The sequence below is a fragment of the Aquibium oceanicum genome, assembly GCF_001889605.1.
Classification (GTDB): domain Bacteria; phylum Pseudomonadota; class Alphaproteobacteria; order Rhizobiales; family Rhizobiaceae; genus Aquibium; species Aquibium oceanicum.
In genome coordinates this window covers 3,813,559-3,836,944 of record NZ_CP018171.1, presented here as the reverse complement: position 1 = coordinate 3,836,944, position 23,386 = coordinate 3,813,559, and the positions used below count along the sequence as shown (strand labels likewise).

The window sequence follows — 23,386 nt, the reverse complement described above, 5'->3', positions numbered from 1 at the left end:
GTGAGCGGGCGTCTTCGTCGCCACCCGCGATTATCTCGCCTACCGCCCCTCGCGCCACCACATCGAGCCAAGGGCCAGAAGCAGCAGACCCAGCCCGAAGAAGCCGCCGAACAGCGGCACGCGGTTGACCGATTTCAGCACGCTGTCGTTGGTCGTGCGCAGGCCGATCCAGTCGCGGCCGGAGGCCTGCCCGGTCGCCCGCACCGGCACGATGCCCGGTACACTGACGCCGCCGGCGAAGCCTTCGAGACGCCGCACGCTGCCGCCGGTGGCGTCGGCGACGGGCTTGAGCACGTCCTCGGTCGAAACGGTCTCGGCGAATTCGAGGGCGTTGACGGGGCCGACATGCGCAAGCGTGGTCAGGTCGCCATTGGCCACCTGATAGAGGCCGATCTCGTCCACCGTCAGGCTGGCCGAGAAGATGCCGGGGCTGTCAGACGTCAGCGGCGCGTCCATCCTTTCGCCGGACGGGCTCAGGATCGTAGCGGTGCCGGGATCGTCGCTCATTGTCTGGCGGCGGATATCCAGCGTCATGCCGCGGCCGTTCGCGGTCAGTCGCTCCTCCTCCAACTCCGGCTCCTTCATCAGCCAGTGTGCGATGCGGCGATAGAGCGAGACATGCGGACCGCCGCCTTCGAAGCCGCGCGCCCAGAGCCAGCCCTGGTCCGACAGGAACATGCCGACCCGGCCTTCGCCCTTGCGGTTGAGGATGAGCAGGGGCTGGTCGCTTGGACCCTTCATCACGACCTGGCCCTCGGGTTGCCTGATGCCGATCAGGCGGAACCAGCGGCTCCAGTGCGGCGGGTCCTGCTGCGATCCTTCGAGCCCGCGGGTGACGGGATGCCGCTCACCGGTGTCGGTCAGGCGCGGATAGAAGCCTTCCTCGATGACGTCGCCGGTCGGCAGGGCGGGGAGGGCGGCCATCAGCGGCGTGCGCGCGATCGACTGCATACCGGCATATTCCGGTCCGGCCGCGATCAGCAGCGCGCCGCCGTTCTCGACGTACTCCGCGATGTAGTCGTAATACAGGATCGGCAGCACGTCGCGGTGCTGGTACCTGTCGAAGATGATCAGGTCGAAATCGTTGATCTTCTCGACGAAGAGTTCGCGCGTCGGGAAGGCGATCAGCGACAGGTCGTTGATCGGCGTACCGTCCTGCTTTTCGGGCGGCCGCAGGATGGTAAAGTGGACGAGGTCGACCGCGGCGTCGGACTTCAGCAGGTTACGCCAGGTGCGTTCGCCAGCATGCGGCTCGCCGGAGACGAGCAGGACGCGCAGGTTTTCCCTGATCCCGTCGACCAGCGCGATGGCGCGGTTGTTGGTGTCGGTGATCTCGCCTTCGACGGTGTCGACCGAAAGTTCGACGATGTTTCGGCCGGCCGATGGCACGATGATCTCGAGCGACATCTCCTCGCCGATGATGGCGCGCTCGACCGTCACCTGCTCGCCGTTGACGCTGACCCGAACGTCGACCGCGTCCTGGCCTCCGGCGGTGTCGGTGACGCGGTAGGTCATCTCGAGCGGCTTGTCGACGATGCCGAATCGCGGCGCATTCTCGAAGCGGACGCGGCGGTCGCGCTCGTCGTCCTCGCCGGTAATCAGCGAATGGATCGGAGCGTTGGTGCCTTCGATGCTGTCGGGCGCATCGTGGACCTGCCCGTCGGTGACGAGGATGGCGCCCGCGATGCGCGATTGCGGTACGTCGCGGAAGACGCTGTCGAGCGCCCCGAAAAGCCGCGTCTCGGTACGGTCGTCGGTATCGCTCGCCTGGCCGGCCTGCACGACGCGGACGTCGAACTGCGGGAACCGGCCGAGCTTGGCACGCAGTTCCTCCATCGCCGCGTCGGTCGCCGCCCTTCGGTCGCCGATGTCCTGGCTCTGGCTGCGGTCGGCGACGAGCGCCACGACGCTCTTCAGCGGCTCGCGCTCCTCGTCCAGCAGCACGGGGTTGAGGAGGGCGAGCGCCAGCGCGGCGAAGGCGGCGATGCGGAACCCCGCGCCGCGCTGCCGGAAAAGCACGCCTGCCAATGCCAGCAGCGCCAGCGGCACCAGGACCAGGCCGAGCCAGGTCCAGGAGAGCAGGGGTTCGAAGGCGATTGACCAGTTCATGAACGCAAAGCCTGTTACTGCCCCAACCGCTCGAGAAGGACCGGCACGTGGACCTGATCGGATTTGTAGTTACCCGTCAGCATGTACATCATGATGTTGACGCCCGCCCGATAGGCATAGGTTCGCTGCATCGGATCGGCGGGAACCGTCGGCAGCAGCGGATCGCCATTGGCGTCGATCGCCCAGGCCCCTGCGAAATCGTTCGCGGTGATCATGATCGGGCTGACGCCGTCACCGGTTCGCACCGGCCGTTCCTCCAGATTGCTGGCACCCACGGACGCCTCCACCCAGAGCGGGCTGCCATTGTAGCGGCCGGGAAAGTTCTGGAGAATGAAGAAGGACTTCGTCAGCACGTGGTCCTCCGGGACGGGCTCCAGCGGCGGCACGTTGAGGCTCGACAGGATGTCACGCAGGCGCTGCGTCGAAGCGCTGGCGCCCGAAACGCCGAGGCCAGTCGAGAACTGGTCGCGCGTATCGAACAGGACAGACCCACCCTGCTTCATGTAGGCGTCGAGACGTGCGATCGAGGCTTCCGACGGCATGGCCGCGTCAGGGTCGATCGGCCAGTAGATGAGCGGATAGAAGGAGAGTTCGTCGCTGGCGATGTCGATGCCGGCCGGCTCTCCCGGTTCCAGCGCCGTCTTCTCGATCAGGAAGCGTGTCAGTCCCGTCAGCCCCGCGCGGCTGATCGCGTCCGTGGAAGAATCTCCGGTCAGTACGTAGGCGATCCGCGTCGTGGAGATCGCGTCGACGGCTTCGGCTTCGCTGACCTGGGTGTCGTCGGCTTCCTGCGCGTAGCCCTGGCCCGGAGACGACAGCACGAGGCCGAGGGCCGCGAAGGCGAGGAGACCTGCGGTCGCCGGGCCCGCGGCACGTCCCGAGGAGCGACGACCGCGCGAGAACAGCCCGCCCATCCAGAAGACCGCCAGCGTGTCGAGTGCCATCAGGAGCAGGGCCAATGCCACGAGTATGCCCTTGAGGTCGCGGGATCTGTCGGCGGCGTAGGCGGCCTCGGTGACCGGAAGGTTGGTATCTGGGCGTACGATGGGCGTGAAGACGGCGTCGGCTGCGAGAAGGTTGCGCGCGATCACGCCTTCCTCCGTGCCGTAGAGGCCCGGTGGATTCTCGATCGTGACCGGCCGCTCGCCACCGCCGATCACCAGCGGCTTTGCGTCCGGACCCGGCGGAACCAGCGATCCGTCGGCGGCGATCATGCGGTAGGGCGGAAGCGTCTGCCCGCCCGCCCGGTCGCTGCCTTCGATCGTCCCCTGGTTACGCGAAAGCTGCACGACGCGGCGCAGCATCTCGACGAAGCTGCCCGAGATCGGCAGCGTCGACCACGTCGCCTCCGGCGTCACATGGAACAGGACCAGCATGCCTTCGCCGCGCTGGGCGCCCGTGACCAGCGGCGTGCCGTCGGCAAGGCTCGCCCAAGTATGCTCGAAGAGGTCGACGGTCGGCTCGGCGAGGACCTGGCGCATCACCGAGACCTCGCGCGGCGGGGAAAGATCGGAAAAGGGTCCGCTGGGCGGGAATTCGGCGACCGGCTGTGGCTCCGTCCAGGAAAGCGAACCGCCCAGCGACCGTTCGCCGAGCCTCAGGCGCACTGGCAGCAGTTCTTCGTCGTTCTCGGCAGCCGCCAGCCGCGACCCGGCAAAACGAACGAGGGTGCCGCCCTCGTTCAGCCATTCGATCAGTTCTTCCCGCGCCGTATCCGGCAGCGTGCCGACGTCGGCCATGACGATCATCGCCGGCTTCTGCTCGAGGATGGCGGGTATGGCCTCGGCGAGGTCCGAGGTCTCCGGCTCGACGAGATCGGCGAAGGGCTGGAGCGCGCGGCGAATGTAGTAGAGCGGCGAAAGCAGCGGCTGCGCCTGGTCGGCCTCGGACTGCGAAATCAACCCGACGCGCCGGCGCTTGGAACTCTCGTCCAGCACGCGAACGGCAGCGGCCTGGTTCTCCCCGTCGATCCGGATCGAGGCGAAATCGTTTCGTAGTTCGAAGGGAACACGGATTTCCGCGGTGGCCGACGTCTCGGCCGGACCGAAGGAAAACGAGGTATCGGCGATGCGCCTGCCGCGGTCGTCGAACGCGCCGGCGGTGACCTGCCGCGGCGTCGGATCCCCGAATGGCCTGATAGCGGTCACCTCGAAGAAATCGGGCTGGTTGTCCACGCCCGTCAGTCCGGCCATGCGAAGCTGGTCTGGTTCGATCCACACCAGGCTGCCGGCATTCTCGCCGAGCAGGGCCGAAAATGCCGCCTCGTCGCCGGGCGTGGCAAGCCCGTCGGAGAGGACGGCGACAGTCGCACCGGAAACTGTCTCCAGCATGCCTGCCACGCGGCCATAGACGCCTGCGCGGTCGACAGGCACCGGGTGCGGCGAGGCGGCCCTCAGGCGGTCACGCGCCTGTTCGGCGTCGAAGGGGCCGATCTCGACGTTCGGCTTGTCCGCGGTAAAGGCGAGGATGACCGGCGCGCCCGCATCGGCCGCATCGGTGATCAGCCGCTCGGCGGTCGCGACGCGCAGATCCCAGTCGGAGGACGAAGCCCAGCCATTGTCGACGACGAGTGCCACCGCCTCGCCTCCGGTCTCCAGCCGTTCGCGCGGATTGAAGATCGGGTCGGCGAGCGCGAAGATGACCAGCGCCGCCATGAGCAGCCTCAGCAGCGTGAGCCACCACGGGCTCTGATGCGGCGTCTCCTCCTTGCGCATGACGCGCAGCAGGATGCGCAGGGGCGGAAAGACCTCCGTCTGCGGCTTCGGCGGCGTAAGGCGCAGTAGCCACCAGATGACGGGAAGCGCGAAGAGCCCGAGGAGAACCAGCGGCTGGCCGAAGGAAAGCAGGCTCATCCGCGCCCTCCGGCTATCTGGCCCGCATTGCCCGACAGCGCCATGTGCACGCGCACCAGCACTTCAGAGGCGAGGCGGTCGGTGTGGTTGACGGTATAGCTCCAGCCGAGCCGCGTGCTCCAGGAAATCAGCGCCTCGCGGCGGGCGAGGTAGAGCCGCCGGTACTCGTCACCCAGCGTCTCGGCGCGGCCGGCGGTGAACTTCTGCCGTGTTTCCGGATCGACGAATTCGGTGCGTCCGGCATAGGGAAAGGTTTCCTCGGCGGGATCGGCCACCTCGATCAGGTGCGCCCGCACGCCGTGGCGAGCGAGCACGTCGAGCCACTCCATCGTTTCCTCGACCGGATCGAGGAAGTCGCTTGCGATCACCACGTCGGAGAAGCGGCGCACCGAGATGAGTTCGGGCCGTGTCGGAATGTCGTTGGCCTGCGCGAGAATCGCGGCGAGCCTTTCGGCGCCGTTGCGCGCGTTGAAGGGATCGGAAAGCCCCGGCCACGCAATGCGCTCGCCGCTGCGCGAAAGCAGTTCGGCCAGCGCCAGGACCAAGACGAGTGCGCGGGATTCCTTTGAAACGGACGCCTGCGCCGACTTGTAGAGCATGGAAGGGGAGGGGTCCGCCCACAGCCAGATCGTGTGGGCGGCTTCCCACTCGCGGTCGCGCACATAGGTGTGCTGGTCGTCGCGGGCGGAACGGCGCCAATCGATACGCGCGATTGCCTCGCCTTCGACATAAGGCCGGAACTGCCAGAAATTCTCGCCGACGCCCTGCTTGCGGCGACCGTGCCAGCCGGAGATGACGGTGTTGGCGATGCGGCGCGCCTCGACGAGGAGATCGGGAATGAGCGAGGCGCGCAACCTGCCGCGCGCCAGCGCGTCACGTGGTGTGACCGGTGCCGCCGCCTCGCCGATGTTCGCCATCAGCCGGCCGCTTTCACCAGCCGCGCTATGACGTCGCGAACATTCATCCCCTCGGCACGGGCGGCGAAGGTCAATGCCATGCGGTGCTGGAGCACGGGTTCGGCGAGTGCATGGACGTCGTCCACCGAAGGCGCGAGACGGCCGTCGTAGAGCGCGCGGGCGCGGGCGCAGAGCGTCAGCGCCTGGCTGGCGCGCGGTCCGGGACCCCACGAGACGTGCTTGTCGGTATCGGCGTTGCCGTTGCCGGGACGCGCCGATCGCACGAGATTCAGGATTGCCTCCACGACGCTCTCCGAAACCGGCATGCGCCGGATCAGCGTCTGGATGGCGCGCAGCCGTTCGGCCGTCAGCACGTTCTCGGCGCGGCCGTCATGCACGCCGGTCGTCTCCAGTAGGATGCGCCGCTCGGCCTCGATTTCGGGATAGAGGATATCGACCTGCATCAGGAAGCGGTCGAGCTGCGCCTCCGGCAAGGGATAGGTGCCTTCCTGCTCCAGCGGGTTCTGGGTGGCCAGCACGTGGAACGGCGCGGGCAGGTCGTGGCGGGCACCGGCGATCGTCACGTGATACTCCTGCATCGACTGCAGGAGCGCGGATTGCGTGCGCGGGCTGGCGCGATTGATTTCGTCGGCCATCAGGAGCTGGGCGAAGATCGGTCCAGGTATGAAGCGGAAGAAGCGCTTGCCGCCTTCGTCCTGCTCCATCACCTCTGAGCCGAGGATGTCCGACGGCATCAGGTCCGGCGTGAACTGGATGCGGCGGGCGTCGAGCCCGAGGACGGTGCCGAGCGTTTCGACCAGCTTCGTCTTTGCCAGGCCAGGTACGCCGACCAGAAGCGCGTGACCGCCGGCTAGGATCGCCACCATGGTGCGCTCGACGACGCTTTCCTGGCCATAGATGACCTTTCCTACCCCTTCGCGTACGCGCGACAGGTCTGCGAGCGCGGCTTCCGCATCGGCGATCATCTCCTTGTCCGAGACCGCCTTCTCATTCGTCATCACGCTCATGCCGCTCAATCCTCTGCTGGCCTATGAACCTGTTGCCCGAAGCATGTTCCTCCGATTCGCACCTTTGCGGTATCTCTGCGTTGAACTTAAATCGGCCTCTGCGGCTGACAAGCGCAACGAGAGTGACTATTTCGTGACCATGGCTCAGGATATCCACAAGGACGGCGGCGGTCTCGGCGCTGCCGGTGACGCCGCCGGTCTGGCGGCGCTGGTCTCGCGTGCATCGCGTGCCGGCAAGGGGCTCCCCCCGGTCGACAAATGGAACCCCGACTTCTGCGGCGATCTCGACATGGAGATAAAGGCGGACGGCACCTGGTTCTACATGGGCACACCGATCGGCCGCCACGCGCTGGTGCAGCTGTTCTCCACCGTTCTGCGCAAGGACGAGGACGGCAAGACCTATCTGGTCACGCCGGTCGAGCGGGTCGGCATCCGCGTCGAGGACGCGCCGTTCGTCGCAGTCGAGGTCGACGTGTCGCGGGAGGGCGACAGTCAGGTCATGACCTTCCGCACCAATGTCGGGGATGTGGTCGAGGCGGGATCGGAACATCCGATCCGCTTCGTCGACGAGAAGGAGACAGGCGGGCTGAAGCCATACCTGCTTGTCAGAGGCAGGCTGGAGGCGCTGGTCGCAAGGCCGGTGATGTACGAACTCGTCAACCATGGCGAGGAGATCGAGATCGACGGAACGACCATGTTCGCCATCCGCTCGAAGGGAGAGGTCTTCCCTATCATGCCGGCGGCGGAGCTGGAACGGCGGAGCCGCTGACGATGGTCGCTACGACCCTGTCCGCCTTTACCGCTTTTGACTTCAGGCAGCGCGCTTTGCGCGAACAGGCGCCGCACGACCTGGAACTCGGCGACCATCTCTTCAACCCGTCGTCCGAGGACCTCATCGCGCGCGACCGCCTGCGGGACGCGGCGGTCTTGGTTCCGGTCGTCGACCGTGGCGAAGAGGCGACGGTGCTCCTCACCAAGCGGACCGAGAAGCTGCGCAGCCATTCCGGCCAGATCGCTTTCCCGGGCGGGCGTATCGATCCCGAGGACGCGACGCCGGAACATGCGGCTCTGAGGGAGACTGCGGAGGAGATCGGCCTCGGCGCATCCTTCATCGACGTCATCGGCCGCATGCCAGACTACCTGACCGGCAGCGGCTATCGCATCGCGCCGGTGCTCGCGACCGTGCGTCCGGGCTTCCTGCTGACGATCAACCAGGACGAGGTGGACGACGCCTTCGAGGTTCCGCTGCGCTTCCTGATGGATCCGGCGAACCACCGCCGCGAAAGCCGCATCTGGCAGGAGCGGGAGCGCTTCTTCTACACCATGCCGCATGGCGAGCGGTACATCTGGGGCGTGACGGCCGGCATCCTGCGGACACTCTACGAGAGACTCTACGCGTGAGCGACATTTCCATCGCCGGACGCGCGGAATGGCTCGCCGATCCCTCGCTGCAGAAGCTGCTCGCGCTCCTGAACGAGGGTGGCGAGGAAGCACGCGTAGCCGGCGGCGCTGTGCGCAACACACTCCTCGGCGAGCCGACCGGCGACATCGACATCGCCACGACCACGCTTCCGGACGAGACGATCGACCGGGCCGAGCGAGCCGGCTTCAAGGCAGTTCCGACCGGCTACGAGCACGGCACGGTGACGGTGATCGCGGGCGGCGTTCCGCACGAGGTCACCACGCTGCGCGCCGACGTCGAGACCTTCGGTCGCAAGGCCAGGGTGCGTTTCGGCCGGGACTGGCGTCAGGACGCGGAACGGCGAGACTTCACCATGAATGCGCTCTACGCGGACGCGGATGGCAGGGTCATCGATCTCGTCGGCGGACTGGCTGATCTCGAAAGCCGCACGATCCGCTTCATCGGCGATGCCGATGCGCGGATCCGCGAGGACTACCTGCGCATTTTGCGCTTCTTCCGCTTCTTCGCCCACTACGGCTCGGGCCGGCCGGACGCGGAAGGGCTGAAGGCCTGCGCAAGGCTCAAGGAGGGCGTCGACGCGCTTTCCGCTGAGCGCGTGTGGGCGGAGCTGAAGAAGCTTCTGTCGGCGCCCGATCCGTCGCGCGCGCTCCTGTGGATGCGGCAGTCCGGCGTGCTGACGCGCATCCTTCCGGAAAGCGAGAAATGGGGGATCGACTTCATCCACGGCCTCGTCAAGTCGGAGGGCGATCTCGGATGGCACTCGGACCCCGTGCTGCGGCTGGCGTCGATCATTCCGCCCGACCCCGTTCGCGTCACCGCGATGGCGCAGCGGCTGAAGCTATCCAATGCCGACCGCGACCGGCTGGTCGCCTGGGCAGCGGCGCCTCAGATGAAGGCAGAGATGTCGGAGAGCCAGCTCGCAAGGCTCGCCTATCGCACTGGCCGCGAGGGCCTCGGCGACCGCCTGAAGCTGGCGCTCGCTGCTGCGCGCGCCAGGGCAGTCGAAGACGACGCCGCCCTGCTCGAGGCGGGCAACTGGTATCGGTTGCAGAAGTTCCTCGACAGTTGGGACATGCCGAAATTTCCCGTCGCCGGAGCGGACCTGATCGCCATGGGCGTTCCGGCGGGACCCAAAATGGGAAATCTGCTGCGGAACCTTGAGGAAGGCTGGGTGGACGCCGGTTTCGCGCCGGATCGCGATGGCCTGCTCGCGCAGGCGGAGAGCCTCAAGGGCGACTACGTCTAGCGCTGCCATCCAACGCAGAACGGCCGGCGTGATGCCGGCCGCCGCGGATTCTTTGTAGCGGACGCTCAGGCGGCGTCGCGTACCTTTTCGATGCGGGACCGGATGGCGTCGATCATGGATTCGCGGATCGTGTCCTCGCCGTGATCCTGCCGCATGTGTTCGACAGCGCGACGCATCACCTCTGCCTCTTCCTCGTGGCGCGTATGCCAGTCGCACCCCGGAACGAGGGTGCCGCAATGATATTGTTTCATGACTTTCCTCCTCGGTTTTTCAAGTCTTCTTGTTGGCGGGTGACGTCACCATAACATGAGGTCGGAGGATTTGTTGCGACAGGCCGATCACGATTTTCGCCTCGCAATCGCCTACGGCCACTTCACCATGGGCGGCATCGAGGAAAGGATGGAATTCACGTTGCCGCCGGTCTTCAGGCCGAAGGTCGTTCCGCGGTCATAGAGGAGGTTGTATTCGACATAGCGGCCGCGCCGCACCAGCTGCTCCTCGCGCTCGGCTTCGCTCCACTGCGTGTTGAAATTGCGCCGCACGAGTTCGGGATAGATTTCGGCGAAACTTGCGCCCACGTCCTGCGTGAAGGCAAAATCGGCGTTCCAGCCGCCTTTGTCGGCGGGAGAGTGGAGCCAGTCGTAGAAGATCCCGCCGATCCCGCGCGCCTCGTTGCGGTGGGGCAGGAAGAAGTATTCGTCGCACCAGCGCTTGAATTTGTCATAGTCGGCGACGGTCGGGTTCCGGTCGCAGGCCGCCTTCATCGTGGCGTGGAAATCGACCGTGTCGCGATCCTCCTGCGTGCGGCGTCTGTCGAGCACCGGCGTCAGGTCCGCGCCGCCGCCGAACCACTGCCGTGCCGTCACCACCATGCGCGTGTTCATGTGCACGGCCGGCACGTGCGGGTTCCACGGATGCGCGATGAGCGAGATGCCGGAGGCCCAGAAGGACGGGTTTTCCTCGCCGCCGGGCATCTGCTTGCGGAATTCGGGCGAAAACTCGCCATGGACCGTGGAGGTATGCACGCCCGCCTTCTCGAAAACACGGCCATGCAACATGGACATGATCCCGCCGCCGCCCCGTCCTTCGTCGCGCTGCCAGGGCGTGCGTTCGAAGCGTCCGGGCGCCCGGTCGGAATGCGGTCCGGAGACCTCGTCGTCGAGCCGTTCGAAGAGCGCGCAGATGCGGTCGCGCAACTCCTCGAACCAGGCCTTCGCGGCCGCCTTCTTGCCTTCCAGGTCTGGCGGCATGTCAGCCGGGATCTCGGGGCGTTCCATTCGTCTCTCCGGTGCCAGCGTCTCGCGCTGCGAGCGACTTAATCCGGGAGAAGCCGTCCTCGCAACCCGTGCCATGCGAATCGGCCAAGCCACAGAATCGACTCGCAATTTCCCGGGGCCGGCCATAGATTTCTATCAGGAAGCGAGGAGAGGTTCTGTGCGTGCACCGCCAAGACCACCGCTCGACGGGCTGAAGAAGCGGCTCGACCGCCACCGCAGGGAAGGCGCGCGCCTGCCGCGGGACGGCTTCATACGCGAGACATACGCCCTGCCGCGTACCGACGCCCGCGAAAAGGCGCGCGAATGGTTCGACCGCTGGCCCAAGCAGGCCTACTGGACGGCCATCGAAAGCTGGTGCGAGCGCCCCGAGGACGTCATTGAGTTCACGATGAGACGGCTGCCGACGGCGGATTGACTGCTCTCGCCGCCTCCCCCGCAGCCATTGCCACAGCCATCGCCAGATTGAGGCTTCGCCCGCCACCGGGCATCGGGATCAGCAGGCGTTCGTCGGCGGCGGCGTGGACATGGTCCGGCACGCCGACCGATTCCCGGCCGAACAGCAGGATGTCGCCGGCGCGATAGTCGAAGCGCGTGTAGGGCAGGGTGGCCTTCGTCGAAAACAGAAGCAACCGCCGGCCTTCCGCGCTTTGCCAAGCCTTGAAGGCTGTCCAGTCGTCGTGGAGCGTCAGCGTTGCCATCTCGAGATAGTCCATGCCGGCGCGCCTCAGCGTGCGGTCGGACATGTCGAAGCCGGTGGGTCCGATCACGTCGACCGCCATTCCCATGCAGGCACCAAGGCGGAGGATCGCGCCGGTATTCCCCGCGATGTCGGGCTGATAGAGAGCGATACGGATGCCGTCTTTCAAGTCCACGATCCATTCCGTTGCGGAAGGGCAACACATTTCGAAAGCAAGCCGCCATGACCATCGCAGCAGTAGCCAGCGTCGCCGAATTGGTCTATTGGCCTCTCCATCGTCAACCCCGAACCACAGGAGGCAGAAATGGGTATCATGATGTACGCTTCTTCTTTCTGCCTGCGCGACAGGCGTCCGCTCTAACGGCGGCTTCGGTACGACGAACTTTCCCATAGACGGTTTTTTCATCGCCCGAGTTTCCGCCGGAACACTGCTTCCGACCGCGAGAGATTCCAGCGATGACGAAAAACCCCTTCTACGGGCGCAAAGCCCCTTCCGACCTGATCGCCGCCGTCTCCGCGCCTAATGCGGGTAAGGTCGTCTTTACGAGCGATCCGGCGCCGGTTCCCGCCGCCGGGCTGTCAGCAGCCTTCCGGGCCGCCCTTGGCGGGATCGGCCAGCCGAACCATCTTGCTGGCGGGAAGGGTGGCGCGATGGTGCCGGCATCGGCTTTGGCGAAAGATCCCCGCGCACACATGGGTTCCAGGCCAGCGGCCTCCGGGCCGGTTCGAACCGGTCCGCGGATGGGCCACAAGTGAAAAAGACGAGAGAAAAGACGATGTTCCGCTGGTTTGAAAGCCGCCTCGACCCGTTCCCCCCGGAGGAACCCCTGGAGCCGCCGAGGACGCTGGTCGCATTCTGCCTGCACTACACGAAGGGTTCGTGGCAGTGGCTGGTGCCGTCCGCCATCCTCATGTCGCTGATCGCCATCACCGAAGTATGGATGTTCTCGTTCGTCGGCAACATCGTCGACTGGCTGTCGGAACGGGACCGCGCGACATTTCTCGAGCAGGAGGGGCTGAAGCTCGCCGGCATGGCGGCCATCGTGCTCGTCGCGCTGCCGCTGATGGTATGGTTCCACTCGCTGCTCAACCAGCAGGTGCTCATGGGCAACTACCCCATGCGCATCCGCTGGCAGGTGCACCGCTACCTGCTCAAGCAGTCGATGACCTTCTACCAGGACGAGTTCGCCGGCCGCATCGCCACCAAGCTGATGCAGACGGCGCTCGCCGTGCGCGAATGCGTCATCAAGCTGATCGATGTGATGAACTATGTCATCGTCTATTTCGCCGGCGTGCTCATCATCGTCGGGTCGGCCGATCTGAGGTTGGCCGCGCCGATCGCTGGCTGGCTCTTCGGGTACGTCCTGCTCATGCGCTACTTCGTACCGCGGATGGGAAGGGTCGCCGAAAGGCAGGCCGACGCGCGTTCGCTGATGACCGGCCGCGTCGTCGACAGCTACACCAACATCCAGACCGTGAAGCTGTTCTCCCATGCGCGTCGTGAGGCCGGCTATGCGCGCGACGGAATGAAGGGTTTCCTCGACACCGTCTACAGCCAGATGCGGCTGGTGACCGGGCTCTACGGGTTGCTCTACCTTCTGAACTCGCTCTGCCTGTTCTTGGTGGGCACGCTCGGCATATGGCTCTGGCTCCAGGAGGCGGTGTCGATCGGCGCCGTGGCGGTGTCGCTGGCACTCGTGCTTCGTCTGTGGGGCATGTCGCAATGGATCATGTGGGAGCTCTCGGCGCTGTTCGAGAACATCGGCACCGTGCAGGACGGCATCAACTCGATCTCCCTGCCGCGACTGGTGGAAGACCGCCCGCACGCGAAGGAAATCGTCGTCGATCGCGGCGAGATCGTCTTCGACAAGGTCCGGTTCCACTACGGCAAGCAGAAGGGTGTCATCGAGGAGCTGTCGCTCACCATCCGTCCGGGTGAGAAGGTGGGCGTCGTCGGCCGCTCTGGCGCGGGCAAGTCGACGCTGGTGAACCTGCTCCTGCGCTTCTACGATATCGAGAGCGGCCGCGTCCTGATCGACGGCCAGGACATCTCGCAGGTCACGCAGGACAGCCTCCGGGCCAACATCGGTATGGTCACGCAGGACACCTCGCTGCTGCATCGCTCCGTTCGCGAGAACATCCTCTATGGCCGCCCTGACGGGACCGAGGAAATGATGTTGGAGGCGGCGCGAAAGGCCGAGACCCTGGATTTCATCGCCACCCTGACCGACCCGAAGGGCCGAAAAGGCTTCGATGCCCATGTCGGCGAGCGCGGGGTGAAACTCTCGGGCGGGCAGCGCCAAAGAATCGCCATAGCGCGGGTCATGCTGAAGGATGCGCCGATCCTCATCCTCGACGAGGCCACGTCGGCGCTCGACTCCGAGGTCGAGGCGGCCATCCAGGAAAACCTCTACCGGCTGATGGAGGGCAAGACCGTCATCGCCATCGCGCACCGGCTGTCCACGATCGCTGCGATGGATCGTCTCATCGTCATGGACAAGGGCGAGGTGATCGAGGAGGGCACGCACGAGGAACTGATCGCGCATAGCGGGCTTTACGCCCAGTTGTGGGATCGCCAGTCGGGCGGGTTCCTGGATCTCGAGACGGCGGAAGCGGCGGAATAGAACAAGGGCGGCCGCTCGGAAGAGGAGCGGCCGCACCGAAACTGGCTAGCGACGGATAATGGCAATCAGCGACCACGAAGATGCAGACCACCGCCGCCTGCGTGACCGGCTCTGGAGGCGCGTAGAGGGCGTCGTCGACCCGTTCCACGACACCGACCGCGACGTGTTGCCGACCGATGCGTGGCGGTTCATCCTCTATTTCGCCCGCCAGGCGAAAGGACCGTTCATCCTGCTCCTCATCATGGGCGGGCTGGTCGGAGCGGTCGATGCAGGGCTCTACTGGGCGATCGGATGGCTGATCGACCTGCTCGACCAGTCCAATCCGGCAACGCTGTTTTCCGATCACTGGCCCGAGCTCGCCGGACTGCTCGTCCTCGTGCTGGTCGTGCGCGCGGTGGTGATGATCGGGTCGGCGATCGTCGAGCAGCAGATCATCGTGCCCGGTTTCTTCGCAATGGTGCGCTGGCAGGCCTTCCGACGCGTCATCGAACAGCCCTACGAGTTCTACCAGAACGACTTCGCCGGCCGCATCGCGCAGAAAATCATGCAGGGCGGCGAGGCGGTGGGCGACTTCATCGTTTCGGTGCTGCAATCGGTCTGGTCGTTCCTGACCTTCCTTTTCCTGGCGACGACGCTGCTCGCCGCACTCAATCCGCTGATGGGCGTCGTGCTGGCGGTCTGGTGCGGCGGCTACGCGCTGATCATCCGCTACCTCCTGCCGGAACTCAGGAAGGCCGGCCGCGCCACCGCCGACCAGCGGTCGATCTTCAGCGGGCGGCTGGTTGATTCCTTCACCAACATCGTCGCGGTGAAGCTCTTCGACAGCGGACGGCGCGAGCATGCCTTCGTGCGCGAGGGCTTGGAGAACTTCTATCTCGCGGTGACGCGGCTGACCCGCAACATCACCACCGTGCGTTCCTGCGTCGCCGTCCTCAATGGTCTGATGATGGCATCGATCGCCGCCATCGCAGTGACGAGCTGGACCCGGGGCGAGATATCCACTGGCGCCATCGCAGCCGCGCTCGGGTTGGTGTTCCGGCTCAACAACATGTCGAGCTGGATGATGTTCAACATCAACGGGCTTATCCGCTCCTACGCCACGGTGCAGGACGCCACCGGCACGATCTCGGTCGAACCTGCAATCCGCGATCTGCCCGGCGCGGTCGCGGCGCCGCGAACGACGGGCGACATAAGGTTCGAGAACGTCACCTTCCACTACGGCAAGGGCGGCGGCGTCGTCGAGAATCTCAATCTGCACATCCGGTCCGGCGAGCGCGTTGCGCTGGTCGGCCCGTCCGGCGCCGGCAAGACCACGATCGTCAATCTGCTCCTGCGGCTCTTCGACGTGGAGGGCGGCCGCATCCTGCTCGACGGGCAGGACATCCGCGGGCTGACGCAGGCCTCGCTGCGCGACCAGTTCGGCGTCGTCAGCCAGGAGCCGATGCTCATGCACCGCTCCATCCGCGACAACATCGCCTATGGCCGTCCCGGAGCAACGGAATCCGAGATCGCCGAGGCCGCGCGGCGTGCGGCGGCCTACGATTTCATCAAGGACATCTCCGACCCCAAGGGACGCAAGGGCTTCAGCGCCTATGTTGGCGAGCGAGGCGTGAAGCTTTCCGGCGGTCAGCGCCAGCGCATCGCGATTGCGCGCATGATGCTGAAGAACGCGCCGGTGCTGATCCTCGACGAGGCGACCTCCGCGCTGGATTCGGAAATCGAGGCGGCGATCCAGGACAATCTCTATCGAATGATGGAAAACCGTACCGTGATCGCCGTCGCGCACCGCCTGTCGACGATCGCCGCGCTCGATCGGCTCGTCATCGTCGACCAGGGTCGCATTGTGGAGGAGGGGAGCCACGACGAGCTCCTCGCCCGCGATGGGCTGTATGCGCAGCTCTGGAAGCGGCAGTCCGGCGGCTTCCTCGCGGACAGGCTCGCGGCGGAGTAGGTTTCGCGATGGCCGTTCGACCGCCCGCGTTGCGGCAGTCCGACTCGATCTTCGACCCGCTCGCCGCGGAGATCATGGGCGAGAAGGCCGCCTCGCTCGGCCGTGCCGGCGAGAAGGTGGAACGGTCGCTCCGCGCCCTGCGGGCGCACGAGGGGTCCGCTTCAGACCGCGCAACTCTTTTGCGAACGGCCGCGCAGGCGGTGCATGCCTACTTCATCCAGCGTGAGTTGTGCGGCTTGCGACGCCACGACGACGTCATCCGCGAGTACGGCATTCCGCGCGAGGTGCTGGTCAGGCTGGGTGCGCAATAGGGCAGGGGCTCGCCCGTCACTTCGAGATGTGGACGTAGCAGGGCCCCACGATCTTCTGCTCGCCCGCGCCCTTGTACTTTTTCAGCGCCGCCTGACAACTCGCCATCGCTCGTTGCTCTGCTGACTTCTGGCTGCCCGCGTTGATGGAGATGCCACAGACGTGGCCGGGTCCCACCCAGTAGTGGATCGTCGTCGCCGCGAAGGCCGAATGGCCGGAGGCAGCGATGTATCTCTTGAAGATACTGGCGCATCCCCCGCTCACGTTGTTCATGTACATCACCTTGCGGCGAACGTCTCCTTCCTGTCCGGAAAGGTTGGCCGCCGATGCCAGCGTCGGCATCAGAAGCATGAGCGCGCCGCCGAGTATGATTGCGAGAGTTGTAGTTCGCTGCCCCATCATTGATTACCCCTCCAGACGACTTTGGTGCGTTAGCACGTGCCAATGTACATACTTCCGGGCAACAATCTAGAATAATGAAGAGTTCTGAAGACTACCTGTGGTACCAGTCAGTCTGACCGTCAGTGATCGGGCCAGGGATAGCCAACGAAGGGATTTGCTTCCCTTTCTCTGATTGGCAGGGTGACGCCTTTCCCGGCGTGAGGCTGAGCGACCATCTTCCTCCCGCTGCGGGGTTCGCATAGGAAGAGGGACGCGCTTGCGGAATCCCGATGGTCTTCAGTTCGCCCACCTTCCTCTACGTCTTCCTGCCGGTCTTCCTGATCATCCATTTCGCCGCGGGGTCGATCGCCTGGCGAAACGCGGTCCTGATCGGCGCGAGCCTCTTGTTCTATGCCTGGGGGGAGCCGGTCTTCGTGTTCGTGCTCCTCGCTTCCATCGCCGTAAACTGGCGGCTGGGGCTCGCAATCTCCACCTCCGAAGAAGCGGGCCGCCGGCGATGGCTCTCGCTCGGCATTGCCGCCAACCTCGCCATGCTGGGCGTCGCGAAGTATGCCGATATGGCGATGTTGACGTTCGGCACACTCTTTCCCGCTTCCGGCGCAGCCCCGATCGATATCCTGCTTCCGCTCGGCGTCTCCTTTTTCACCTTCCAGGCGATGTCCTATCTCGTGGACGTCTACCGTCGGGACGCCCGCGCAGAGCTCAGCCTGGCAAAGGTGGCGCTCTACATCGCCATGTTCCCGCAACTCGTCGCGGGGCCCATCGTGCGGTACCGGACCGTCGCGGCCCAGATGTCGCGGCGGCGCACGACCCTCTGGCGCGCGGCGACCGGCGTGCGCATCTTCGCCATCGGGCTGGCGCAGAAGGTTCTCATCGCCAACGAGGTCGGCATCGCCGCCGATATGGCTTTCTCCTTCGGCCCCGACCTCGACTTTTTGGAGGCGTGGCTGGGTCTCGCCTCCTACACGCTGCAGATCTACTTCGATTTCGCCGGCTACTCGAACATGGCGATAGGCCTCGGACTGGCCTTAGGCTTCGGTTTCCCGCGAAACTTCGACATGCCGTATGCCTCCCGGTCCGTGACCGAGTTCTGGCGGCGCTGGCACATCAGCCTCTCGCGCTGGTTTCGCGACTATCTCTACATTCCGCTGGGCGGCAGTCGGGAGGGCGCTACGCGGACCTATCTCAACCTGGTGATCGTCTTCCTGCTTTGCGGCCTCTGGCACGGAGCGGCATGGACCTTCGTCGCCTGGGGAGCCTGGCACGGCGCTCTCCTCGTCCTCGAACGCGCATTCCTGATGGGCCTTCTGGGGCGCGTTCCCGCACCCGTGCGCCACGCCTATCTCCTGCTGGTCGTGATGCTGGGCTGGGTCTGGTTCAGGGCGGATGGCTTCGGCGCGGCGACAACCTATTTCAGCGCGCTCGCGGGAGGCCAGGGCAACGGACAGTTCGATCCCGATTTCGCCTCGCTCCTTACACCCTACTGGTCGACTGTTTTCGTTCTCGGGGCTCTGCTGTCGACGATCCGTATCGGACGGCTATCCGTGTCCCGGCGGCGGGAGCGGACGGTCACGCCCGTTTTCGCGGGAGCCCACCGCCTCGCCAAGGATATCGGGATCTGGCTGCTGCTCCTCGTCAGCATGGTCGGCATCGCGGGCGCCGGCAACAACCCCTTCCTCTATTTCAGGTTCTGAGCCGTGCGGTTCCTCCACATCTGGTTCCTCGGCTGGATGGCCATCCTTCTGGCGGTGCCCGCTGTCGGCCTCGCCTACAACACCCTGCGGGTGATGGGCGAACCGCTAGACGTTCGTTCGGGCGAGGACGTGGGCTTTGCGAAGCGGTTCGATCGCTTCGTCGCGACCCACTTCGGCCTGCGCAGAGAAATGGTCAACCTGAACCGCGACATGAAGAAACTGTTTTCCGGCGGGTCGCGCCGCGTCGTCGAGGGCGCGGGCGGGTGGCTTTTCATCACCGATCTCGACGTTCTCGGGCAGGCGACCGGCCAGCGCTACGACGTGGCGGCGCTTTCGGCATTCGTGGACGTCGCAGGCGAACTTCAGCGCATCCTCGCCGATCGGCCGCGCACTCTGCTGGTCGCGATCGCTCCAAACAAGCACACGATCTATCGCGACAAGCTGCCGGTCTGGGCGCGCGAGGAGCCGGCGCGAACCGAACTTGACGCCCTGCACGACCGGCTTCTCACGCGCGGGATCGATGCGGTCGACCTGAGGCCGGCCCTGAAGTCCTGGACCTCGGACCGCCTCGTCTACTGGAGGGGTGACACGCACTGGACCCCGTTCGGCGCGGCGGTCGCGTTCAACGAGATCGTCCAAAGGCTCGGCCACTCTGGCGCGGCCGTCGATATCGAGGCCGTCTTCGGGCCGCCAGTGTCCGTGGAGCGCCGCGGCGACCTCGTCGCGATCCAGCAGTCGCAGGAGAAATTCATAGAATTCCCCTCCCTGCCGACCGATCCCGGGCTGTTTTCGGAAGCCCCGTTTGAACGTACTGTCCTCGACAAGAGCGGCAGCAACGACATCTACCGCCTTCGCCCGCGCGTCCCGTACGACCCGCCGTCGCGGAGACCGAAAACCCTCGTCATCGGGGATTCCTTCTCGGCGAGCCTGCTCGGTCCGCTCTTCATGCGATTCGCGGCCGATTTCACATGGATGCCGAACAGACTCGGCGTCCCCGACCCCGATCTGATCCACGCGATCGATCCGGACATCCTCATCCTCGAAGCCGTCGAACGGACGATCACGTCCTTCCAGCAGGTGCCCGGCGCCTCGCCCGCACAGAACGCGGCGGGACGCTAGTTGTGGGCTGCGCGGTCTCCCGCGACAAACTGCCCACCCGTCCCGCAATCATATGGACAAGCAAGGGCATGACGCCTAGAAACCAACGCCAATCGCCGGGGGATTCCGACCGGCCTGCGTAGCCGTGTCTGCGCAGGCATGGCAGACGGGATGCCAGCAGAAGGCACACCACTCCGGCGAAATGGTGGCGAGAGGATCAAGGGCCCGTGAGCGCACACGACATCACCGAACCCAACCGCAGGGATTTCCTGTACGTTGCCACAGGAACGGCCGCTGTCGTCGGCGCCGGAGCGGTCGTGTGGCCGTTCATCGACCAGATGCGCCCCGACGCTTCCACGCTCGCGCTGGCCACGATCGAGGTCGACGTATCGTCGATCGAGCCGGGGATGTCGATCACGGCCAAATGGCGCGGCAAGCCGATCTTCATCCGCAACCGTACACCGGAAGAGGTCGAGGCCGCACAGGGTGTGCCGCTGACGGAACTCAAGGACCCCATCGCGCGCAACGCCAACATCCCCGCCGATTCGCCTGCGACCGACGTCGCGCGCTCGGCCGGCGAGAGCATGGAGAACTGGATCGTGATGGTCGGGTCCTGTACCCATCTCGGCTGCGTGCCGCTCGGCCAGGCGGGGGATTTCGGCGGATGGTTCTGCCCCTGTCACGGTTCGCACTACGATACGGCGGGACGCATCCGCAAAGGCCCCGCGCCTCAGAATCTGGCGGTGCCGACATTCGAATTCATTTCCGACGCCACGATCCGGATCGGCTGAGTTTAGGGGGACGACTGATATGGCCGGTGGACACTCTGCCTACACGCCGAAGACCGGGTTCGAGCGCTGGATCGACAAGCGCATGCCGCTGCCGCGGCTGATGTATGACAGCTTCGTGGCGTATCCCGTTCCGCGCAACCTGAACTACGCCTACACCTTCGGCGGCATCCTCTCCATCATGCTGGTGGTGCAGATCCTGACCGGCGTGGTGCTCGCCATGCACTATGCGGCCAACACCGAGATCGCGTTCCTCTCGGTCGAGAAGATCATGCGCGACGTGAACTCCGGCTGGCTGTTGCGCTACCTGCACGCCAACGGCGCCTCGTTCTTCTTCATCGCGGTCTACGTCCACATCTTCCGCGGCCTCTATTACGGCTCCTACAAGGCGCCGCGCGAACTCCTGTGGATCCTCGGCTGCATCATCTACCTGCTGATGATGGCGACCGCCTTCATGGGTTACGTGCTTCCCTGGGGACAGATGAGCTTCTGGGGCGCCACCGTCATCACCGGCTTCTTCACCGCCATCCCGCTGGTCGGCGAGTGGATCCAGCAACTGCTGCTCGGCGGCTTCGCGGTCGACAACCCCACTCTCAACCGCTTCTATTCGCTGCACTACCTCCTGCCCTTCATGATCGCGGGCGTGGTGATGCTGCACGTCTGGGCGCTGCACGTCACGGGCCAGACCAATCCGACCGGCATCGAGGTCAAGGAGAAGACCGACACGGTCTCCTTCACGCCCTACGCGACCATCAAGGATTCGTTCGCGATGATCGTATTCCTGGCCATTTTCGCCTACTTCGTGTTCTACATCCCGAACTTCCTCGGCCATCCCGACAACTACATCGTCGCCGATCCGCTGAAGACCCCGGCGCACATCGTGCCGGAATGGTACTTCCTGCCCTTCTACGCCATCCTGCGCGCCATCACCTTCAACATCGGACCGATCGATTCGAAGCTCGGCGGCGTGCTGGCCATGTTCGGCGCCATCGCGGTTCTTTTCGTGGTGCCCTGGCTCGATACGTCGAAGGTCCGCTCGGCGGTCTACCGGCCCTGGTACAAGCTGTTCTTCTGGCTCTTCGTCATCGATTCCATCTTCCTTGGCTGGCTCGGCTCGCGCCCGGCGGAAGGTAGCTACGTGATCATGTCGCAGATCGCCACGCTCTACTACTTCGCCTTCTTCATCATCATCATGCCGGTGCTCGGCCTGATCGAGACGCCGCGCAGGCTGCCGAACTCGATCACCGAGGCGGTACTTGCCAATACCCGGGGAAGTGCGACCGCCACACCGGAAGGCGCCGCCGCGGCGCCCGAGAACCGCGCCTGAGCCGGACACCGTGAATCCTGAAAGGACTTTTGGAATGAAGAAGATTCTCGGCGGTCTGGCAGCCATCGGAGTCGCGCTCGGCATGGCCTCCGGCGTCGCCCTGGCACAGGAAGATCATCAGAGCGAGGCGGAGCCGACGCATTTCCCGATCCTGAAGCCGCAGGAACTCGACTGGTCGTTCGACGGGCCGTTCGGCACCTACGACAAGGGTCAGCTCCAGCGCGGGCTGAAGGTTTATCGCGAGGTCTGCTCCTCGTGTCATTCGATGAGCCTCGTGTCTTTCCGGACGCTTGAGGACCTCGGCTATTCCGAGGAACAGGTGAAGGCCCTGGCGGCCGAATACACGGTCACCGACGGTCCGAACGCCGATGGCGACATGTTTGAGCGCGCTGCTATACCGTCCGATCATTTCCCTTCGCCGTTCCCCAACAAGGAAGCGGCGGCCGCTTCGAACGGCGGCGCGGCTCCCCCCGATTTCTCCCTCCTGGCGAAGGCCAGGGTCGTCGAGCGCGGTTTCCCGACCTTCGTGTTCGACGTCTTCACGCAATATGCCGAGGGCGGGCCGGACTATATCCACGCCCTCCTGACCGGCTACGATCAGGAGCCGCCGGAAGGCATGGAAATCGCCGAGGGCACCTACTACAATCCGTACTTCATCGCGGGAAAGTCGCTCGCCATGGCACCGCCACTGTCGGACGACATCGTCACCTATGACGACGGAGCGCCGCAGACGGTCGAGCAGTACTCCAGGGACGTCGCCGCCTTCATGATGTGGGCCGCCGAGCCTCACATGGAGGAGCGCAAGCGGACCGGCTTCAGCGTCATGGTGTTCCTCGTCATCTTCGCCGGCCTGGTCTACCTGACCAAGCGCAAGGTCTGGCACGAACTCGCGCACTGATCTCTCCCGGCGAGCGAATTCTCCGAAGGGCGTCCGAGAGGGCGCCCTTGTCTTTTCCGAAGCCGGGACCGAGGATAATCCCATCCGGACGGACCGTCGGCCCGGACGTCGAATCGCAACGGATCCCCACATGAAGACCTCCCTCGAAGACACATTGCTTTCGGCGATCCGCACGATCCCGGACTATCCGAAGCCGGGTATCCTGTTCCGCGACATCACGACCCTGCTCGGCAATGCGCGCGCCTTCCGTCGCGCGGTCGACGAACTCGTCCATCCCTATGCCGGTACCAAGATTGACAAGATCGCCGGGATCGAGGCGCGGGGCTTCATCCTCGGCGGCGCCATCGCGCACCAGCTTTCCGCCGGCTTCATCCCGATCCGCAAGAAGGGAAAGCTGCCGCACGAGACCGTGCGCGTCGCCTACAGCCTCGAATACGGCGTCGACGAGATGGAGATGCACAAGGACGCGGTGACGGAGGGCGAGAAGGTCATCCTGGTCGACGATCTGATCGCCACTGGCGGGACCGCGGAGGGGGCCACGCGCCTGCTGAGGCAGATGGGCGCCGACATCGTCGCCGCCTGCTTCGTGATCGACTTGCCCGACCTCGGCGGGCGGCGCAAGCTCGAGGCCATGGGGGTCGAGGTGCGCACGCTGATCGGCTTCGAGGGACACTGAGCGCCCAGCCGGCAAGGTGACACGTCTTCCAGTCGATCCGGCGATGGCTGGCCCGTCAGGCGCCGCGACGACACCGCAAGGGATTTGCATT

The 23,386-nt window shown here is 65.3% G+C and carries 21 protein-coding genes; 13 read left to right on the top strand and 8 right to left on the bottom strand.

What is annotated here, in order from left to right; translation table 11 throughout:
• Positions 1-39: 39 nt before the first annotated feature.
• The 4 genes from BSQ44_RS18760 to BSQ44_RS18745 are packed head-to-tail and all read right to left on the bottom strand — an operon-like array spanning position 40 to position 6,885.
• On the bottom strand, positions 40-2,109 hold the full coding sequence (locus tag BSQ44_RS18760; protein WP_072606650.1) for a glutamine amidotransferase: 2,070 nt from the start codon (positions 2,107-2,109) through the stop codon (positions 40-42).
• A 14-nt stretch (positions 2,110-2,123) separates the two neighbouring features.
• Complete coding sequence (locus BSQ44_RS18755) at positions 2,124-4,961, bottom strand: DUF4159 domain-containing protein (RefSeq protein WP_072606649.1); 2,838 nt, start codon at positions 4,959-4,961, stop codon at positions 2,124-2,126.
• Entirely contained in the window at positions 4,958-5,878 is a 921-nt protein-coding gene (locus BSQ44_RS18750; RefSeq protein WP_072606648.1) for a DUF58 domain-containing protein, read from the bottom strand. Before BSQ44_RS18750 ends, BSQ44_RS18755 begins: the two co-directional genes overlap by 4 nt.
• Complete coding sequence (locus BSQ44_RS18745) at positions 5,878-6,885, bottom strand: AAA family ATPase (protein ID WP_072606647.1); 1,008 nt, start codon at positions 6,883-6,885, stop codon at positions 5,878-5,880. The genes BSQ44_RS18750 and BSQ44_RS18745 overlap by 1 nt, the downstream gene beginning before the upstream one ends.
• A gap of 139 nt (positions 6,886-7,024) precedes the next feature.
• Here BSQ44_RS18745 and BSQ44_RS18740 point away from each other — a divergent pair, with 139 nt between their 5' ends.
• Genes BSQ44_RS18740 through BSQ44_RS18730 form a run of 3 tightly spaced genes read left to right on the top strand, consistent with a single transcriptional unit; the run spans position 7,025 to position 9,554 of the window.
• Positions 7,025-7,654 (top strand): DUF1285 domain-containing protein, encoded by a 630-nt coding sequence (locus tag BSQ44_RS18740; protein WP_072608156.1) that lies wholly within the window; start codon positions 7,025-7,027, stop codon positions 7,652-7,654.
• Positions 7,655-7,656: 2 nt separating this feature from the next.
• Positions 7,657-8,286, top strand: a complete 630-nt coding sequence (locus tag BSQ44_RS18735) for a CoA pyrophosphatase (protein ID WP_072606646.1) — start codon at positions 7,657-7,659, stop codon at positions 8,284-8,286.
• Positions 8,283-9,554: a CCA tRNA nucleotidyltransferase gene (locus BSQ44_RS18730; protein ID WP_072606645.1), complete on the top strand. Its 1,272-nt coding sequence runs from the start codon at positions 8,283-8,285 to the stop codon at positions 9,552-9,554. Before BSQ44_RS18735 ends, BSQ44_RS18730 begins: the two co-directional genes overlap by 4 nt.
• Positions 9,555-9,619: 65 nt before the next feature.
• Here the strand turns inward: BSQ44_RS18730 and BSQ44_RS18725 are convergent, their stop codons facing one another.
• Both BSQ44_RS18725 and hemF read right to left on the bottom strand, forming a co-directional pair.
• Complete coding sequence (locus tag BSQ44_RS18725; protein ID WP_072606644.1) at positions 9,620-9,805, bottom strand: DUF1059 domain-containing protein; 186 nt, start codon at positions 9,803-9,805, stop codon at positions 9,620-9,622.
• A 111-nt stretch (positions 9,806-9,916) separates the two neighbouring features.
• Positions 9,917-10,831 carry an oxygen-dependent coproporphyrinogen oxidase gene (hemF, locus tag BSQ44_RS18720; protein WP_072606643.1) on the bottom strand — a complete coding sequence of 305 codons (915 nt, stop codon included), beginning with the start codon at positions 10,829-10,831 and terminating at the stop codon, positions 9,917-9,919.
• A 157-nt stretch (positions 10,832-10,988) separates the two neighbouring features.
• Here hemF and BSQ44_RS18715 point away from each other — a divergent pair, with 157 nt between their 5' ends.
• On the top strand, positions 10,989-11,246 hold the full coding sequence (locus BSQ44_RS18715) for a hypothetical protein (RefSeq protein ID WP_072606642.1): 258 nt from the start codon (positions 10,989-10,991) through the stop codon (positions 11,244-11,246).
• Here the strand turns inward: BSQ44_RS18715 and BSQ44_RS18710 are convergent.
• A complete protein-coding gene (locus BSQ44_RS18710; RefSeq protein ID WP_072606641.1) occupies positions 11,215-11,697 on the bottom strand; it encodes a tRNA (cytidine(34)-2'-O)-methyltransferase in 483 nt (160 codons plus the stop codon). The genes BSQ44_RS18715 and BSQ44_RS18710 overlap by 32 nt on opposite strands.
• A gap of 607 nt (positions 11,698-12,304) precedes the next feature.
• On the opposite strand from BSQ44_RS18710, the gene BSQ44_RS18705 reads away from it, so the two are divergent.
• From BSQ44_RS18705 to BSQ44_RS18695, 3 genes are read left to right on the top strand one after another with little or no spacing between them, the layout of a single operon-like run.
• Positions 12,305-14,152, top strand: coding sequence for an ABC transporter ATP-binding protein (locus BSQ44_RS18705; protein WP_072606640.1), 1,848 nt, complete (start codon positions 12,305-12,307; stop codon positions 14,150-14,152).
• Positions 14,153-14,210: 58 nt separating this feature from the next.
• Positions 14,211-16,103, top strand: a complete 1,893-nt coding sequence (locus tag BSQ44_RS18700; RefSeq protein ID WP_083534813.1) for an ABC transporter ATP-binding protein — start codon at positions 14,211-14,213, stop codon at positions 16,101-16,103.
• An 8-nt stretch (positions 16,104-16,111) separates the two neighbouring features.
• On the top strand, positions 16,112-16,414 hold the full coding sequence (locus tag BSQ44_RS18695; RefSeq protein WP_072606639.1) for a DUF6665 family protein: 303 nt from the start codon (positions 16,112-16,114) through the stop codon (positions 16,412-16,414).
• A 16-nt stretch (positions 16,415-16,430) separates the two neighbouring features.
• Here the strand turns inward: BSQ44_RS18695 and BSQ44_RS18690 are convergent, their stop codons facing one another.
• Positions 16,431-16,814, bottom strand: a complete 384-nt coding sequence (locus tag BSQ44_RS18690) for a hypothetical protein (RefSeq protein WP_072606638.1) — start codon at positions 16,812-16,814, stop codon at positions 16,431-16,433.
• A gap of 269 nt (positions 16,815-17,083) precedes the next feature.
• Between BSQ44_RS18690 and BSQ44_RS18685 the strand changes: the two genes are divergently transcribed.
• The 6 genes from BSQ44_RS18685 to BSQ44_RS18660 all read left to right on the top strand — a co-directional run bounded on the left by BSQ44_RS18685 (position 17,084) and on the right by BSQ44_RS18660 (position 23,295).
• Positions 17,084-18,508 (top strand): MBOAT family O-acyltransferase, encoded by a 1,425-nt coding sequence (locus BSQ44_RS18685; protein WP_072606637.1) that lies wholly within the window; start codon positions 17,084-17,086, stop codon positions 18,506-18,508.
• 3 nt (positions 18,509-18,511) lie between these two features.
• Positions 18,512-19,627, top strand: a complete 1,116-nt coding sequence (locus tag BSQ44_RS18680) for an alginate O-acetyltransferase AlgX-related protein (RefSeq protein WP_072606636.1) — start codon at positions 18,512-18,514, stop codon at positions 19,625-19,627.
• Positions 19,628-19,833: 206 nt separating this feature from the next.
• Positions 19,834-20,397 (top strand): ubiquinol-cytochrome c reductase iron-sulfur subunit, encoded by a 564-nt coding sequence (petA, locus tag BSQ44_RS18675; RefSeq protein ID WP_072606635.1) that lies wholly within the window; start codon positions 19,834-19,836, stop codon positions 20,395-20,397.
• A gap of 19 nt (positions 20,398-20,416) precedes the next feature.
• Positions 20,417-21,721, top strand: a complete 1,305-nt coding sequence (locus BSQ44_RS18670) for a cytochrome b (RefSeq protein ID WP_072606634.1) — start codon at positions 20,417-20,419, stop codon at positions 21,719-21,721.
• Between the two features lie 34 nt (positions 21,722-21,755).
• Entirely contained in the window at positions 21,756-22,619 is an 864-nt protein-coding gene (locus BSQ44_RS18665) for a cytochrome c1 (protein ID WP_072606633.1), read from the top strand.
• Between the two features lie 130 nt (positions 22,620-22,749).
• Complete coding sequence (locus BSQ44_RS18660; RefSeq protein WP_072606632.1) at positions 22,750-23,295, top strand: adenine phosphoribosyltransferase; 546 nt, start codon at positions 22,750-22,752, stop codon at positions 23,293-23,295.
• Positions 23,296-23,386 lie beyond the last annotated feature (91 nt).

Coding starts and splice junctions, on each gene's coding strand:
- BSQ44_RS18755 (WP_072606649.1), bottom strand. CDS start 4,961: ATGAGCCTGCTTTCCTTCGGCCAGCCGCTGGTTCTCCTCGGGCTCTTC.
- BSQ44_RS18690 (WP_072606638.1), bottom strand. CDS start 16,814: ATGATGGGGCAGCGAACTACAACTCTCGCAATCATACTCGGCGGCGCG.
- BSQ44_RS18695 (WP_072606639.1), top strand. CDS start 16,112: ATGGCCGTTCGACCGCCCGCGTTGCGGCAGTCCGACTCGATCTTCGAC.
- BSQ44_RS18740 (WP_072608156.1), top strand. CDS start 7,025: ATGGCTCAGGATATCCACAAGGACGGCGGCGGTCTCGGCGCTGCCGGT.
- BSQ44_RS18670 (WP_072606634.1), top strand. CDS start 20,417: ATGGCCGGTGGACACTCTGCCTACACGCCGAAGACCGGGTTCGAGCGC.
- hemF (WP_072606643.1), bottom strand. CDS start 10,831: ATGGAACGCCCCGAGATCCCGGCTGACATGCCGCCAGACCTGGAAGGC.
- BSQ44_RS18665 (WP_072606633.1), top strand. CDS start 21,756: ATGAAGAAGATTCTCGGCGGTCTGGCAGCCATCGGAGTCGCGCTCGGC.
- BSQ44_RS18750 (WP_072606648.1), bottom strand. CDS start 5,878: ATGGCGAACATCGGCGAGGCGGCGGCACCGGTCACACCACGTGACGCG.
- BSQ44_RS18735 (WP_072606646.1), top strand. CDS start 7,657: ATGGTCGCTACGACCCTGTCCGCCTTTACCGCTTTTGACTTCAGGCAG.
- BSQ44_RS18660 (WP_072606632.1), top strand. CDS start 22,750: ATGAAGACCTCCCTCGAAGACACATTGCTTTCGGCGATCCGCACGATC.
- BSQ44_RS18705 (WP_072606640.1), top strand. CDS start 12,305: ATGTTCCGCTGGTTTGAAAGCCGCCTCGACCCGTTCCCCCCGGAGGAA.
- BSQ44_RS18700 (WP_083534813.1), top strand. CDS start 14,211: ATGGCAATCAGCGACCACGAAGATGCAGACCACCGCCGCCTGCGTGAC.
- BSQ44_RS18725 (WP_072606644.1), bottom strand. CDS start 9,805: ATGAAACAATATCATTGCGGCACCCTCGTTCCGGGGTGCGACTGGCAT.
- BSQ44_RS18760 (WP_072606650.1), bottom strand. CDS start 2,109: ATGAACTGGTCAATCGCCTTCGAACCCCTGCTCTCCTGGACCTGGCTC.
- BSQ44_RS18745 (WP_072606647.1), bottom strand. CDS start 6,885: ATGAGCGTGATGACGAATGAGAAGGCGGTCTCGGACAAGGAGATGATC.
- BSQ44_RS18685 (WP_072606637.1), top strand. CDS start 17,084: ATGGTCTTCAGTTCGCCCACCTTCCTCTACGTCTTCCTGCCGGTCTTC.